Origin of the sequence: Massilia sp. R2A-15 (assembly GCF_030704305.1) — a bacterium.
In the GTDB taxonomy this organism is placed as follows: Bacteria; Pseudomonadota; Gammaproteobacteria; order Burkholderiales; family Burkholderiaceae_D; genus JAFCUW01.
This window is the reverse complement of sequence record NZ_CP131935.1, coordinates 2,852,797-2,868,695: the sequence shown is the minus strand read 5'-3', so window position 1 is coordinate 2,868,695 and position 15,899 is coordinate 2,852,797. Positions and strand designations below refer to the sequence as shown.

Here is a 15,899-nt window from a genome sequence, read left to right as displayed (position 1 = left end):
AAGTATCGCGGCGTGATGCCGCGCGTATCGTTTGACGAACCGCAGTGTTCGGGGGAAACATTGTTTGTTCGGAGGGGCAATGTGCGATAAATTACTGGTCTGACCTTCCGGGACTATCCAGCATGAACAAGCCGAGCCAATTTACCCTGTTAGCGCAGCGCCGATTTGCGCCGTTTTTCTGGACCCAGTTTTTCGGCGCGTTCAACGACAACCTGTTCAAGACGGCGCTGCTGGTGATGCTGACCTTCGACGCGCTGGCCTGGACGTCGATCAGCGCTGCGACGCTCAACATCGTCATCCCCGCGCTGTTCATCCTGCCGTACGTGGTGTTTTCCGCCACCGCCGGGCAGATCGCCGACAAGGTCGAGAAGTCGCGCCTGGCGCGCTTCGTCAAGTGGCTCGAACTGGCGATCATGCTCGTCGCCGGCATCGGCTGGATGACGCATACGCTGTGGGTGCTGGTGGCGGCGGTGGTCGGCATGGGCGTGCATTCGACCCTGTTCGGGCCCGTGAAATACGCCTACCTGCCGCAGAACCTCAAGGCCGAGGAACTGGTGGGCGGCAACGGCGTGATCGAGATGGGCACTTTTGTCGGCATCCTGCTCGGCGAAATCTTCGGCGCGCTGCTGGTGTCGCACAAACCGTTCGGCATCGAGATGGTGGCGGCCGGCACGCTGTTCTTCGCGGTCCTGGGACTGATCGCCAGCTATCGCATCCCGCTGTCGCCGGCGCCCGAGCCGAACCTGATCATCAGCGCCAATCCGTTGGCCGAGTCGATGCGCAACCTGGCGTTCTCGCGCCAGAACCGCACGGTGTTCCTGTCGATGCTGGGTAACTCGTGGTTCTGGTTCTACGGCGCGCTGATGCTGTCGCAGTTCCCGGTCTATGCGAAGGATTACCTGCACGGCGACCACGGCGTGTTCGTATTGCTGCTGACGGTGTTCTCGCTGGGGATCGGCACCGGCTCGCTGCTGTGCGAGCGGCTGTCCGGCCACAAGGTCGAGATCGGGCTGGTGCCGTTCGGCTCGATCGGCCTGTCGGTATTTGGCATCGACCTGTACTTCGCCAGCCTGCACTACGCGAATACCGCGGCGGTGGACGTGGCGGGCCTGCTGCACCAGGCCGGCGTGATGCGCATCCTCGCCGACGTGGTGCTGATCGGCGTATTCGGCGGCCTGTTCATCGTACCGCTGTTCGCCCTGATCCAGACCCGCTGCGATCCGCGCCATGTGTCTCGCACGATCGCCGGCATGAATATCATGAATGCGCTGTTCATGGTGGCGTCGGCGCTGGTGGCGATGGCGCTGCTGCACTTCGGCGCGACGATCCCCGAGATGTTCCTCGCAACGGCGGTGCTGAACGCGCTGGTGGCGGTATACATCTTCTCGCTGGTGCCGGAATTCCTGATCCGCTTCCTCGCCTGGATGCTGATCCACACGATCCACCGCGTGAAGGTGGAGGGCGCCGACCGTATTCCCGATAGCGGGCCGGCGGTCCTGGTCTGCAACCACGTCAGCTACGTCGATGCACTGGTGATAGGCGCGGCCAGCCCGCGTCCGATCCGCTTCGTGATGGACCATCGGATTTTCGCGACGCCGGTGCTGGGCTGGATCTTCCGCTCCGCAAAGGCGATCCCGATCGCGTCGGCGAAGGAGGACCCGTGGCTGATGGAGAAGGCATACGTGGACATCGCCAAGGCGCTGCACGAGGGCGACCTGGTGTGCATTTTCCCAGAGGGGAAGCTGACTGGCACGGGCGAGATGAACGAGTTCCGCGGCGGCGTCGCCAAGATCGTCGGGCGCAGCGAAGTGCCGGTGATCCCGATGGCGCTGCGCGGGTTGTGGGGCAGTGTGTTTACGCGCGACCGGAACAACGTGTTCGAGCGCGTCTTCACGCGCGGCCCGCGATCGCGGCTGGCGCTGGCAGTAGGCGCTCCGGTTGCGCCGCAGGAAGTGACGCCCGAGTACCTGCACCAGCAAGTAAAAGAGCTGCGCGGCGAGTGGAAGTAGCCGGGCTTGGTGTCAAATCCTGCGCAACCTGACCCCGTCCTGTCGCCGCCGCCCAGCGTAGGGAAGGGGGCTGGTCCCGCGGAACTGCCCCCATCTTGGCCGCACCGACCACCGACAATCATGAATCGATGATGCCCCCGAAGCTGGCAAAACTGGCAAACCCGATGTTATAATTCCGACCTCGTCGGGGCGTAGCGCAGCCTGGTAGCGTACTTGCATGGGGTGCAAGGGGTCGGAAGTTCGAATCTTCTCGCCCCGACCAATAAAATCAATGACTTAGGCCAGCCTCACGGCTGGCCTTTTTCATTAGTCAGCAGGCTTGACCCCCACAACGACCCCCACAGATTCGGCGACTATTTCTGCTTGAGCTGCCTCAAGAAGCACAGCTGTCGCGGGTAGGCGAACCACGTCTGCCTGATCTCCCTCACTCCGCAACCCATCGATAACAAGTCTAATTCGTTCACTCAGCTGGCAGGATTTCCAGGCTCGGTGACCTTTCCTGTCCGCGGTATTTCGACCAGGCGAGCCGGCAGGGGCGATTCGAGCCGAGCGAAGGCGAGGTAGCCCGTTAGGGCGTACCCCTGCATCCCACGGCGCTCCTCCAGAGCGCCGGCTCGGTAAGTCGCACCGAGCAGCTGTCTTACTTATTCGTACTCGTCTCGCTTCGCGCTAAAGGAGTGTAAAGATGGCACTCGATTTGTCGGCACTCGATGGATGGGAACTCAATCCCAAGCCTCGCGAGGGAGGATCTGCTGCACGCGCTGTTTTGTCGTTGCTTGAGGAGGATCCTGAGAACCCGCGCTTTGAAGATGCGCCAGAGGACTTCGCAGCACTTGTGGAAGACGTACGCGTTCACGGTATCCTTCAACCGATTGTGGTGCGGCGTCTCGCCGGCGGCAAGCTTCGCATTCGCTTTGGTGCCCGTCGCTACAGGGCTGCGATGCAGCTTGGACTTCCGGATGTGCCCTACGTGGTCACTGAGGATCCACGCCAATTCGATGATTACGCGCAGGTAGCCGAGAATGAACGACGCACTGCATTGCAGCCGCTCGAACTGGCCACCTTCATCGCGAAGAAGCTCCAACATGGTGATTCGAAAGCGAAGATCGCCGCACGGCTTGGCATCCATCCGAGCGCATTGACCCACCTGCTTTGCCTTGTGGGGGACGTCCCGCCGATACTGTTGGAGCTCTATCACTCGCGTCGATGCCGCACAATCCAGTATCTCTATCGTCTGGGGCGACTGTGGAAAGCTGATTCGCGCCGCGTCGAAGAGGCATGCGCGGGAACAGGCGATATCGACGGCCGAATGATCCTTGCTCTCGAATCGACGGCCGCGGACCCCGAAAATAGGCAGCCACCCATGGCTGGCACTTCGTCCGGCAAGACTTCCGAGGTTACTGATTCCCAAACTAGGAAGAGTGCTTTGGAAAACGCGAAGGCAGGAAATCGTGCCAGTTCTGGTCCTGATGCTGATTCCTCTCGATCGCGACCGAAACCGCCAGCTGGCCGTTTCCGTAGACCTCAGTTGTTCGGGACACTTGACGGTAAGGATGTTGAGATCGACCTGGTGAATAGGTCGTCGAGTCCGGGTAACGCAATCGTGCGATTCATCGATGAATTGATCGTCTCTGAAGTCGACCTTAGTTCGTTGATCGTCACCAGACTGATAGAGGCTCCCTGAGGGACCGGTTCACTGTCCTAATCGTGACTAATCCTCTGAAGGTATCAAGCATAAGGGATTCCTGATTTGCCTGATCTCCCTGGTTCGCAGTCTCCGCATGTCAGGCAGCTGCGCTCATTGATCCTCATCGACTGGCCGCCTCGGCATCACCGGTGCCACGGAGCGAACGGTCACGCGCAAATCCTCGATGCTCCCCGATCACGCCACGCGAGCACACCCTGTACCTCCCTCGGAGTGGCTGCTTCCCTACTAGTGACTTGATAATATCAACAAAGGGGTGAGTCGCCATGGAATGCAGGATAGGCTGTCGCCGGTTAGTGTGCTCCGCGCACGATTTGCCGAGATGGGTGGTTCGATCAAAGTAGTACCTGGTCCAAGAGGGCTGGATCTAAGCGCCATCGAGCCAAGAGCGCGCTATCCCTTTAAATCGCGAGACTCAATGAATCAACGTTTGACGCGCGCAGTAACATTGCTGGCCGCAGCGTGTGCCTCGGCAAACATACCGAGCTTGTGCTGACCTTTTCTTGCGCTGTGTTCTATGCGGGCGGGCAGTAGAATTAAACTGCGACCTTGAGTCGTGGTCGGGAGGCAGCGTTCTCGCATTCGAGCAGCACTGCGATCTTGTCGGGGTGAAGCGCATGGTTGAACAGCCAGCCTTGTGCTTCATCGCATTTCATCGTCTGCAGGTCGGACAACTGGCGTGGTGTTTCGACTGCTTCCGCGATGACCTTCAGCTTCAGGCGATGTGCCATGTCGATGATCGACTCGGCGATTTCGTAGGACTTGCTGCGATCGCCGGGCTTGCCCAGGCGCCGTACGAAGGACCCATCGATCTTCAGTATATCGGCGGGGAGTTCGCTGAGGTAATTCAGACTTGAATAACCAGTGCCGAAATCGTCGATCGATATTTGCACGCCGGCGTCGCGCAACCGCGTCATTGTGATCTGGTTCAGTTCGAGATTGTCGATCAGAATCCCTTCGGTGATTTCGAGGTCGAGGCAGTGTGATTCGATCCCCGTTTGCGCGACGATTTCCAAGACCCGTTCCACCAGGTCAGGTTGTTTTAGCTGGCGTGCCGAAAGATTCACTGCCGTCTTGATCGGTGGCAGGCCCGCGTCGACCCACGCGCGGTTTTGTGCGCACGCCGTTCGCAGCACCCAGTCGCCGATCGGCACGATCATGCCGGTCTCTTCCGCCAGCGGGACGAAACGGGACGGTTCGATCCTGCCGAGGGTCGGATGCTGCCAGCGGATTAACGCCTCGACGCCAACGATGCGCTGGGTCGCCAGTTCGATTTGCGGTTGGTACTCGAGGAAAAGCTGGCCACCTCCCAGCGCCTCCCGCAAGCCATTCTTCAGGGCCAGTCGTTCGCTCGGCGGGACGCTGACCTGCGCCGAGTACACCTGGACCATGTTGTCGCCCCATGATTTCGCGCGCACCATCGCTATGTCTGCGCGCTTGAGCAATTCATCCATGTCCGAATCGATGGCGGGGGAGACGGCGATGCCGATGCTGAGTGTGACGAAGCATTCGCGCGAATTTACCTCAAAAGGCATCGCGAACTGATTCAGGATCTTTTCCGCTACTTGCTGAGCATCCGCCTCCTGCGCGATGTCCTCTAGGATGACGACGAATTCGTCGCCGCCCCAGCGGGCGATGGTATCCGACTCGCGCAAGCAAGAGCGCACTTTGTCAGCGGTACGCACCAGAATTGAATCGCCTGCCTCGTAGCCGAGCGCATCGTTGAATTCCTTGAACTTGTTGACGTTCAATAACATCAGCGACACCATTCGGCCGTTTCGGACGGCGCGCTCCATCGCGTGGCTAAGGCGGTCTCTCAGCATGCGCCGGTTCAGCAGGCCGGTCAGCGGATCGGCTTGCGGCGCCTCGAACACGCGCAAAGCGGGAATGGTCTGCGTCAGGGACGGGAGGCTCCTAGGGGCGAATTCTGGCGCGCTTTCTTTTGCTTCGACTTGCTGGCCGTAGCAAACGATGCGATTTCTGCCGCTCGATTTCGCCAGGTACAAAGCCTCGTCGGCACGCGCGACGGTTTGCGCAATCGATTCGCCGGCGCGAAACTCGGCCACGCCGCTCGAAACGGTTACACCCAGATCAAGTGATATATCGGGAAAGGAGAGCTTCTCTATGCTCAGGCGCACGCGTTCGGTCAAGGTGATTGCCTCCGAGAGCGACGTCTCAGGGAGCATGAGCAGGAATTCCTCGCCGCCATAACGGCCGAATGAGTCACTGTCGCGGATCTGGCGCTGGACGGTGGCGGCAAATTCGCGCAGGACCGTGTCGCCGGCCGAGTGGCCATAGGTATCGTTGATCCGTTTGAAAAAGTCGATGTCGAGTAGGCATAGGCAGAACAGGCTACCAAGTCGGGCAGTGCGATCTTTTTCGTGCTCGATCAATTCGATCAGGTGGCGCCGGTTGTGACTGCCGGTGAGTTCGTCACGAATGGCGAGTTCGTTGATGATTTTCAGCGCCTGTTCGAGTTTGATAAAGCCCTGAGTCTTGGTCAGTTCAAACATCAGCACAAACACTACTACCACGACATACAACCCCACATTGCAAATTAGATGCAAGAGATCCATTTCGGTAACGCGTGTCGCGGGCAGCGGGAAGCCAAGATGCGGCAGCGCGTAAATCACCGCGACCGCGGCGCAGCTCATCATGAGCCAGAACAGCGCCGTGCCTACTCCGCCCAGAAACATCGCAACGACCGGGCCGGTGATCAGCCATCCGGCGGTTGGGGCGTCGATTCCGCCGAGGTTGAATGTGAGCCAGGTGAAATTGAAAAAAACGGCGCACAGAAACAATTCGCGCGCCAGAAAGATACTGCCGGTGGCGCGCATTAGAAACGGCGCAATGAACATGAAGGCGCAGCACAGCAAAATCTCCTGCGCTGCGAGCGTGAAGCCGAGTCCGTAATAGGCGGCGGCATAGAACGGTCCCGCCACTGCCGCCATCACCACCGCATTGATGACGTTCTGTGCGCGTGTGAGGGTGGCGGCGTCATGCTGTACCGATTCCGGGATGAACCAGTGGATGGCGGCAATATAACGTGCGATCCAAGGGGCAGCGATTCCGCTACGCCAGCACTGCACCAGCGTATCCACCCTGATCAACAGCGAACCCAAGAAAGTCCCGACATTGCGCATGAAGTCATTACCTTTCGAATTGCTCTAACAGAATTTTGCTTCCGAGAAATTAAATTCTTAGAACCAGTTCGCATAAAATCTTCTGAAGAACAACAGCGAAATGGATGGACGTGGACGGGTTGTAAAATTTAGTTGGCATACACCACTAAGCGCCATTGAATCGGCAGGTTTGCTGGATGCTGGCGATGCAGCGCGGGAAGAGGGTGGTCTTCGGACGAGACAATTTCAAAACCGCAGGCTTCGCAGCGGTATATTCCGGAGAATGGGGTGGGGGTGCGCGGTGCGTGAATGGCGTCGAAAGCGGGAGATTGATTCTGACGTACCACTTCGGCTTGTTTGTAGATCGCCATAGCTTCCTTCTGTCAGGTTAAGAACATCGTGGATATAAACCGATGCAAATAGCATAACGGGAAAATGTTGATGGAATCTAACTAATTGTCACCAAGCAGTATTAATTTCAACGAGATTTGAAGCACCAGGCGATGATCGTGGCCAAGGCAAACAGGCCGATGTGGCTAACCAATTGCAGCACAAGCGGGCTGGAGACGGGATGAGCGACGAATGGACCGCTGGCGTGCTCGATAGCGAACAGCAGGGCCACCGTCAGCGTAACGACGGCGCCCCACACGAGGCCAGGGCGGACCCCTCCCACCAGCACCGCGACGAGCGGGCATAGCAGGAACCAAGGCACCGTCGGCGCACTGATGCCGCCCAGTTGGACGGCCATCCAGACCTTGAGCAGGTAGAGCGCGCCGATGAAAACCTCGCGCACGACCGGCAGTCCGAGCCCCGCATTCATTGCAAAGGGCGCCACCATCATCGCGATGCCGGCGGTGAGCACCATCATGCCAGCGGCGTCGAATCCGAGAAAGTGATACATCAGCATCAGCAGCGGCACGCACAGACCAGTGATCGTGGCCAGCAGGGTCAAATGGCGCGCGGCGCGCAACTGTGCGTGGTCGGCCAGTATGCTGCTTGGAAAGAAACGGTCGAATACTGCCAGAGTATGCGGGGCCTGGAGTGTACTTGCGATCATTTGGGAGACTCCGGAAAAAGGATATGTCATGTCAGGCGAGGTCGGCTGCGAGGGCGGTAGGTTGTTGTGAATTGCCAGGTTGCGCAAGCAGGCGATTTTCGATGAAGGCGGCCAACTGACCGATGGTCTGGTTGTCGTAAATGAGTTCGGGAATAATCGCGAAGCCGATACGTTGTTCCAGTTCGAACGAAATCGACGCGGTGGCGAGGGAATCCATTCCTAGCGAGGTAAACGGGGTGTCGATCCCGATCTGTTGCGAAGCGCGTGGATTTTCGCTCAAGATCCATTTCAGCACACAGTCATGAACGATGCCTTCCATTTCGCTGACCGGCACGCGGTGCTCCGACGGCGCCGGCGCTGCCGTTGTGGCCGCCTGCAGCACCGGCGCTGGCGCTTCGACGCGATCTGGAGCCCGTTGAAGCAGGACGTCCGTGCGCTGCAGTTCGCCAGGCAGCAGTTGATCGATATCGCCGATTGCTTCGGCGTAGCGGCCGATCTGTGCCAGCAGCGCGGCGCCTGCGCGATTCGAGACCGGCCCGTCAATGTCGGCGGCGATTGCATGCGCCGTGCTGTCAAAACGCTGGCGCGCCCAGACAGCGTCGGAAGCAACACCGTCGCTTTCGACCGCAGCGAGGAGGAAGGCCTGTGCCGCCAGCTCACCCAAGCGGTACTCGAGCCAGTGCGCCGATTGCGCGCTGCTGGAGAACATGCCGGTGCGTTGCGCAAGGGCAGACTGCAGCTGCGCCACGGTGGCGACCAGTTCCTGCGCCAGTTCGCGGCGCCCCAAGGCGGTGCCAATGAATTCGATGGCAGGTGAGTGCTTGTGAGCGAGCGATGCGCCCAGGTGTGAATACAGCGTTTCGGTAGGGCCTTCAAGAATCCGAAGCACGCGGGCATCACGCAGGATTTGCGGCGCGCCGTTCGATTCGATGTAGCCGCGCCCACCCAGCATTTGAACCAGCCAGTCGGCAGACTGGCCAAGCAGTTCGGTGGTGGTGGTCTTGCACGCGAGATAGGCTTCGACAGGCACTGCTTCGCCGGCGTCGAGGCGGCGCGCGATGGCGTATACCAGAGCTTCGCAAGCGCCGATGGCGCACGTCAGTTCGTGCAGCCGCGCCACCGTCACCCCATGATCGGCCAGCAGGCCGCTGGCGATCGTGCGGCGCGAGGCATAACGTCCCATCAATTGCACACAGCGCTTCATCGCGCCGACGCACATTGCGCCGATGCCGAGGCGGCTGAAGAGCATTGCGTCGCGACCTACTTCCATGCCTTCGCCTGGGCTGAGCAAGACCTGATCATCGGGCACGAAGGCGTTGTTCAGCAGCACAGTATTTTGCACCATACCTCGCATGCCCATCGTCAGCGATTCCGGGCCATGTGACAGGCCCGCATTGTCGGCCGTGACGAGCAGGGCGGTGATGCCCAGCGGACCGCCTGCTGGATCGACCGCCTTGGCGAATACCGTGGTTACGCCTGCCCACGAGCCAAGGCCGATCCATTGCTTCTCTCCGGTGACGTTCCAGCCGCCAGCGGTGCGCACGGCTTGAGCGCGAATCGCCAGTGGATTCGAGCCGGCGTCGGGCTCGGTGAGCGCGAACGCGGCCAGCTGCCGTCCGCTGGCGAGAGACGGCAGCAGCTGTTCGCGAGTGGCGGGCGACGCGGCATGCAGGATCGGGCGCACGCCCAGGCCATTGTGCACCCCGACCAGTGTGGCGATAGTGAGGTCGACCGCGGCGAGCTGTTCAAGCACGCGCATCAGGTCGACGGTGTCGAGCTCCTTACCGCCGAAGCGTGCCGGTATCTGCAGGCCGAAAAATCCTTGGTTGCCCAGGTCAAGCACCACGTACGGAGGGATCGTGCGGCGTTCGTCGATGATGCGCGAGTTAAGCCGCTTGGCCGCGTAGTCGCGGAACCAGTGGATCATCGCGTCGGCGGTATCCGCGCTGTTGCCGGTGGAAGACGGCTTGGACTGCACGGCAACCGGCGCTTGCGGCAGGTACGTCGGCGCGAGAGGAGCTTCCGGACGGAACGGCGGTGCTGCGATCTCGCGCGTTCCGCGCCGGTCGAAAATCGAACCGGGCATGACGTACACGACTTCCAGCTGGCCCTGCAGCGCCATGTCACGGCAGCGCGTGCGCTGGACCTTGCCGCTGGTGGTGCGAGGGAAAGTACCGGGCTTGACGAACACGATGGACGACACTGACACGTCGAACTGCTGGCCGATCACCTTGCAGATGTTGTGCGCCATCGCCTCGATTTTTCCGAGGTAGTCGTCCTTGGCGCGCAGTTGTTCTGCCTTGTTGCCGGGGTCTCTGGCGGCCAATTGCTGAGCCGCGCGCACCAGGCTGCGATTCGCTTCGGCGACGATTGCCAAGCGTTCCTGGAAATCAATCTCTACGGAAAACGCGGCGCACATGTTCGGTTCGATGAAATCGATCGAGCGCTCAATGACTTCCTCCACATCCTGCGGATAGACGTTGCGTCCGTTAATGATGATCAGGTCTTTCAGGCGGCCCGTGATAAATAGCTCGCCATCGCGCATGAAGGCGAGATCGCCGGTGCGCAGGTAAGGACCGGCACCGGTGCTGGCCAGGCAGGCGCCGAATGCGGCGGCAGTTTCCTCTGGCTTGTTCCAGTAACCGCGCGCCACGCCTGGACCGGCGACCCAGACTTCGCCGACGCGCTGGCTCGACACGGGAAGGCAGGTTTCCGGATCGACGATCACGACCGAGGTCGACGAGGCGATGGTCCCCGAGCTGACGATGTCGCGGGCATCGTCGCCGCCGGGGGCTACGTCGCGAATCTGATTACCTTCAAGCAGCGATTTGCTCACTGTGCGGACCTGCGGTTCGGTGCCGAGCGGCCCACCGGAGACGAACAGGGTAGTCTCGGCCATACCGTAGCACGGGAACAGCGCGGATGGTCGCATCCCGCAGCGGCCGAACGCAGCGATAAAATTACGCAGGGTCGATGCGCGTATCGGTTCGGAGCCGTTGTAAGCGACTTCGAGATGACTCAGGTCGAGCCGCCCCTTCTGCTCGTCGGTAATCTTCTTGGCGCAGTAATCCCAGCCGAAATTGGGCGCCCCGGCGCACGTGCCACGGTAGTTCGAGATCGCGTCGAGCCATAGAATCGGATTTTTCAGGAACGCCGCCGGCGCCATCAGCACGCAATGAAAACCAGCATACATCGGCGACACGACGCTGCCAATCAGACCCATGTCGTGGAACAACGGGAGCCAGCTGACCATGACGGTTGCCGGAGTGAAGCCGAAGCCCTGGCGGATTGACTCTGCATTGCTGGCGATGTTTCGGTGAGTAATCTCGACGCCTTTCGGCATTGCAGTCGAACCCGATGTGTACTGCAGAAAGGCCAGCATCGATTCATTGATCTCCGGCAGGCCGGAGAAATCGTCACTCAGCGCGATATTATCGGTCGACAGACAGGTTCGCATTTCGGCGCCCACCAACGCCAGACTTGCACGAATCGCCGGCTCACAATCGCTGCGCGTCAGGATCAGGGCAGGGTCGGCGTCGTCCAGCAGCCCTTTGAGACGGCGCGAGGCGCGCGTCTTGTGTGGAATGGTTGCGGGAACAGCGATCAGTCCTGCGAACAGGCAGGCGAAGTACACGATGATGAATTCAAGGCCCGCCGGATACAGGAGCAAGGCGCGCTCGCCGACGGCAGCCCTACGTGCGAGCGTGGCGGCCAGCGCTCGCGAGCGCTGCTCGAGTTCGCCATAGGTAATTTCGTCGATCTTTCCATCATCCCGCAGGAAGGTATAGGCCAGGCGGTCGGGCGTATGCGTTGCGTGGCTGCGCAGGCGCTCGGTGATCAGGAATGGCTGCTCGGCTGGGGCGCAGCCCGTATTTTCGTTGTTGTCCAAATTAACCCACCTTTCGCATTTGCATGCGCGCCTCTCCGGAGTCAATAGCCGCGGTCGCGCGTTCGACGGCTCCGGCAATCACCGCCGCAGCCCGTTTGATCTGTTGAATATTATGGTTGGCCATCAGCTGAAGGCGCAGTCGCGAAGCACCGATTGGTACGCCGGGGAATTCGACCTGGTTGACGAACACAGAATGCTTGAACAGCATTTTTCCTACCAGCCGTGATACGGTTTCGCTGCCGATCAACACCGGCACAATGGCCGAAGGCATACCCATGCACAGCAGATCGTCTGCGCTGAGCAGCTTGCGAAGCGCCTGGACGTTGCGCATCAAGTCCGCGCGCAGCAGGCGGCCTTCCTCTGCGCGGACGATTTCTACGCATTGCAGCACGACGCCCGCCTGAATCGGCGAGAGGGCATTGGAAAACATGTGCGGACCGGCGTAAAGCTGCAAATGACGCTTGACGGCGCGCGATTTGGTCGCGACGAAGCCTCCGTTCGAGGAGAAGGTCTTTGAGAACGCGCCCATGACCAGGTCGATCTTGCCTAGCATGCCTTGGATGCCGATGCACCCGCTGCCATCGGGTCCGAGCGCGCCCAAGTCGTGCGCTACATCGACCATCAGCGTGGCATTGTATTCGTGGCAGCTCGCTTGCAACGTCGCCAGATCCGGCGAATCGGAATCCATGCTGAACAGGCCTTCGGTGACTACGAGGATCGCGTGTTCCGCGTCGCGCGCGCGGATCGCTGCCAGCAATTCGCGCACATGCGCCACGTCGAGATGGCGGTTGATGGAAATATTGGTGGTGGCCGCGCTAGCGCCCTGGCGCAGCGAAGCGTGCGCGAACTGATCGATGACGATATGGTCCTGCGCCTGCACCAGCGCAGTGATGGCACCGAACGCGGCACCCCAGCCAGTCGGGAACAAAGTCACATGCTCGGTCTGCACCAGTTCGCCGATCGCCTTCTCCAGCGCCAGCGAGGTCTTAGTGTTACCCAATAGGACCGCCGAACCTGCACTATGCGGCCCGGCGTCTTGCAGGGCCCGCGCTGCCGCTTCGGCAACCACCGGATGCGAGGCCAGCGAAAGATAGTCCTGCGACGCGAAATTGATGCCGCGCGCGCTGACGCCGGCTTCGTCCTGAATACTGGCAATCGGATGAGGCGCGCCGTCCAGCGCCCGCGCATATTGCCAGACGCCATGGGCGCTGCGTCGCGCATGCCAGTCCTCGAGTTGCTCCATGCGGCCGAGCAGATTGGCGCCGTGCGGCTGCGCGAACTGTGCGGCGGTGCCGGCCAGTGCCCCACTTGCGAGCATGGCGTCGATTTCCGCTTCCCACGCCCGTTCGGCGTCGGTGTCGTTCTGGTCCGTTCCGGCCCGGTTCGAGACGTTTTGCATTATGTGCTTTCCTTGCATTGCACTACGGACGAATGGGGGATTGCCGGCTGCTCGGCCTGGAGCACCAGCAGCGCTCTCACTTTGTCCGGGTGCATAGAACGGTTAAAAAAATATCCCTGGGCGGCGTCGCAACCCATGCGCTCGAGGTCCGCCAGTTGTTCGGCCGTTTCAACGGCTTCGGCGATTACTTTCAATTGCAGGCGATGGGCCATTTCAATGATTGCCTCGGCAATCGCGAAAGAGCGCGCCCCGCCAGCGTTCTGGCCCAGGCGTTTGATGAACGAACCGTCCATCTTCAATACGTCGGCCGGCAGTTCGGCGAGGTAATTGAGGCTGGAGTAGCCGGTGCCGAAGTCGTCGATCGAAATTTGCAGGCCATGCGCACGCAGGCGCGTCATCGTGGCGTGATTCAGCTCTAAGTTGTCGATCAAAATTCCTTCAGTAATCTCGAGATCGAGGCAGGCCGGCTCGATCCCGGTCTCGCGGACGATCTGCATGATGCGGTCGATCAGGTTCGGCTCCTTAAGCTGGCGCGCAGACAAATTGACCGCAGTCTTTACTGGCGGCAGACCCGCTTTTCGCCACTGTTGGTTCTGGATGCATGCGGAGCGCAGCACCCATTCACCGATCGGCACGATCATCCCGGTCTCTTCGGCTAGCGCAATGAAACGCGACGGTTCAATCCGTCCGTAGACGGGATGCTGCCAGCGGATCAGCGCCTCTACGCCGATGATCTGTTGCGTCGCGATATCCACTTGTGGCTGGTATTCGAGAAACAGCTGTCCGGCACCGAGCGCTTCGCGTAGGCCATTCTTCAACGCGAGGCGCTCGCTCGGCGCGATATTCGTGGCTAGCGTATAGGTCTGCACATGGTTTTGGCCCCAGGCTTTTGCACCGACCATCGCCACATCGGCGCGCTTGAGCAGTGTATCCATGTCGCAGTCTTCGCCTGGGTAGGTAGCGATGCCGATGCTGAGAGTGACGAAGCATTCGCTGTCGCCCACTCCGAACGGCATGGCGAACTGGTCGAGAATCTTTTCGGCCACTTGCTGGGCATCGGATTCGGCCACCAAATCTTCGAGCACTACAACGAATTCATCTCCGCCCCAACGGGCAATCGTGTCCGATTCGCGCAACGCGGAGCGGACCATTGCCGCGGCCCGTATCAGGATTGCGTCGCCGGCTTCGTAACCGAAAGCGTCGTTGATTTCCTTGAATTTGTTCACGTTGAGCAGCATGAGTGCAACGAGACGATTGTTGCGAATCGCCCGTTCCATTGCGTGACTGAGACGGTCTCGCAGCATGCTGCGATTCAAGGCGCCAGTGAGGGGATCGGACTGCGCGGCCTGGAACACGCGCAAGGCCGGCAGGGTGGGCGGGCCAAGGCGCTCAGCTTCAGCGGTGGCAAGGACAGGCGCCACTTCGGTTTGCTCGCCGTAGCTGACGACGCGATTGCGGCCGCCGGATTTGGCCTGATACAGCGCCTCGTCGGCGCGCGCGACAGTCTGGCCGATCGATTCGCCGAAACGGAATTCCGCCACGCCGATGGACACAGTGACTGTCAGGTCGCGCGCTATATCGCCGAACATCATCTTCTCAATACTGATGCGCACGCGCTCTGCCAGCACTATCGCTTCGTCAAGCGAGGTTTGGGGCAGCATCAGCAGAAATTCTTCGCCGCCATAGCGCCCAAAGGAATCGCTCTCTCGGATCTGTCGTTGCACTGTGGTAGCGAATTCCTTCAACACCATGTCGCCTGCCGTGTGGCCGTACGTATCGTTGATGCGCTTGAAGTAGTCAATATCGAGCAAACAAAGGCAGAACAGGCTGCCCAGGCGGGCGGTGCGCTCTTTTTCGCTTTCGATCAGCTTGATAAGGTGGCGTCGGTTATGGCTGCCAGTCAGCTCATCGCGGATTGCCAGTTCGTTGATGATCTTTAGAGCCTGTTCGAGCTTGATGAAGCCTTGTGTTTTGGTCAGTTCGAACAACAAAACGAACACCACGACCACTATATAAAGGCCGAGATCGCAAAGCAGATACAGGAGTGCCATATCCTTCACGGGATGGTCCGGCAGGGCGATCCCGAAAAGAGGCAGAGTATAAATCGCGGCGACAGCGGTGCAGCTCATTATGAGCCAGAAGACAGCAGTCGACACTCCGCCAAGGAACATAGCGACCACTGGTCCGGTGATTAGCCAACCTACCGTCGGCGCATTTACCCCGCCGAGATTGAAGGTGAGCCAGGTAAAGTTGAAAAATACCGCGCACAGGAAGACCTCACGCGCGAGCACGATGCTCCCGGTCGCGCGCATCAGGAATGGTGCTGTGAACATGAACGCGCAGCAGAGCAGGATCTCTTGGGCGGCCGCGGTAAAACCGAGCGCGAAATACGCCGCCGCGTAAAACGGACCAGACAGCGCGGCCATCACAACAGCGTTGATGACATTTTGCGCGCGCGTGAGAACGGCAGCCTCGTGCTGGGCTTCAATCGGTATGAACCAATGAATCGCCTCAATATATCTGGCGATTCCACGTGCAGCCAATGTCGTCATGGGCGTTTCTTTTTTTTTGTAATTTCCTGCGACTTTCGAACGAGGCGAGATCAGCTTGAACGCCCTAAGGCGTCTAGAGTCTCCAATTTGTTACTTCATGGTAACCTATTCGGAGTGGATTTTGACTAGCAATCCAAAAGATTTATGGCGTCTGAGCAACAAATTT

General features: G+C 59.9%; 8 protein-coding genes and 1 tRNA gene. 3 read left to right on the top strand and 6 right to left on the bottom strand.

The features are described from left to right. Positions 1-122: 122 nt before the first annotated feature. The 3 genes from Q4S45_RS13225 (at position 123) to Q4S45_RS13215 (ending at position 3,693) form a co-directional block, all read left to right on the top strand. Positions 123-2,009: an MFS transporter gene (locus tag Q4S45_RS13225; RefSeq protein WP_305504870.1), complete on the top strand. Its 1,887-nt coding sequence runs from the start codon at positions 123-125 to the stop codon at positions 2,007-2,009. Positions 2,010-2,194: 185 nt separating this feature from the next. Continuing rightward, a tRNA-Pro gene (locus Q4S45_RS13220) sits at positions 2,195-2,271 on the top strand. Between the two features lie 423 nt (positions 2,272-2,694). Further along, positions 2,695-3,693 (top strand): ParB/RepB/Spo0J family partition protein, encoded by a 999-nt coding sequence (locus Q4S45_RS13215; protein WP_305504868.1) that lies wholly within the window; start codon positions 2,695-2,697, stop codon positions 3,691-3,693. A 557-nt stretch (positions 3,694-4,250) separates the two neighbouring features. Here Q4S45_RS13215 and Q4S45_RS13210 read toward each other — a convergent pair. From Q4S45_RS13210 to Q4S45_RS13185, 6 genes are all read right to left on the bottom strand, one after another. Continuing rightward, positions 4,251-6,857: a diguanylate cyclase gene (locus Q4S45_RS13210; RefSeq protein WP_305504866.1), complete on the bottom strand. Its 2,607-nt coding sequence runs from the start codon at positions 6,855-6,857 to the stop codon at positions 4,251-4,253. Positions 6,858-6,985: 128 nt separating this feature from the next. Further along, positions 6,986-7,207 (bottom strand): hypothetical protein, encoded by a 222-nt coding sequence (locus Q4S45_RS13205; RefSeq protein WP_305504864.1) that lies wholly within the window; start codon positions 7,205-7,207, stop codon positions 6,986-6,988. Between the two features lie 107 nt (positions 7,208-7,314). After that, positions 7,315-7,893, bottom strand: coding sequence for a hypothetical protein (locus Q4S45_RS13200; RefSeq protein WP_305504862.1), 579 nt, complete (start codon positions 7,891-7,893; stop codon positions 7,315-7,317). Positions 7,894-7,924: 31 nt separating this feature from the next. Continuing rightward, complete coding sequence (locus Q4S45_RS13195; protein WP_305504860.1) at positions 7,925-11,782, bottom strand: AMP-binding protein; 3,858 nt, start codon at positions 11,780-11,782, stop codon at positions 7,925-7,927. Between the two features lies 1 nt (position 11,783). Next, positions 11,784-13,181 (bottom strand): pyridoxal phosphate-dependent aminotransferase family protein, encoded by a 1,398-nt coding sequence (locus tag Q4S45_RS13190; protein ID WP_305504859.1) that lies wholly within the window; start codon positions 13,179-13,181, stop codon positions 11,784-11,786. After that, complete coding sequence (locus Q4S45_RS13185; protein WP_305504857.1) at positions 13,181-15,733, bottom strand: bifunctional diguanylate cyclase/phosphodiesterase; 2,553 nt, start codon at positions 15,731-15,733, stop codon at positions 13,181-13,183. The genes Q4S45_RS13190 and Q4S45_RS13185 overlap by 1 nt, the downstream gene beginning before the upstream one ends. Positions 15,734-15,899 lie beyond the last annotated feature (166 nt).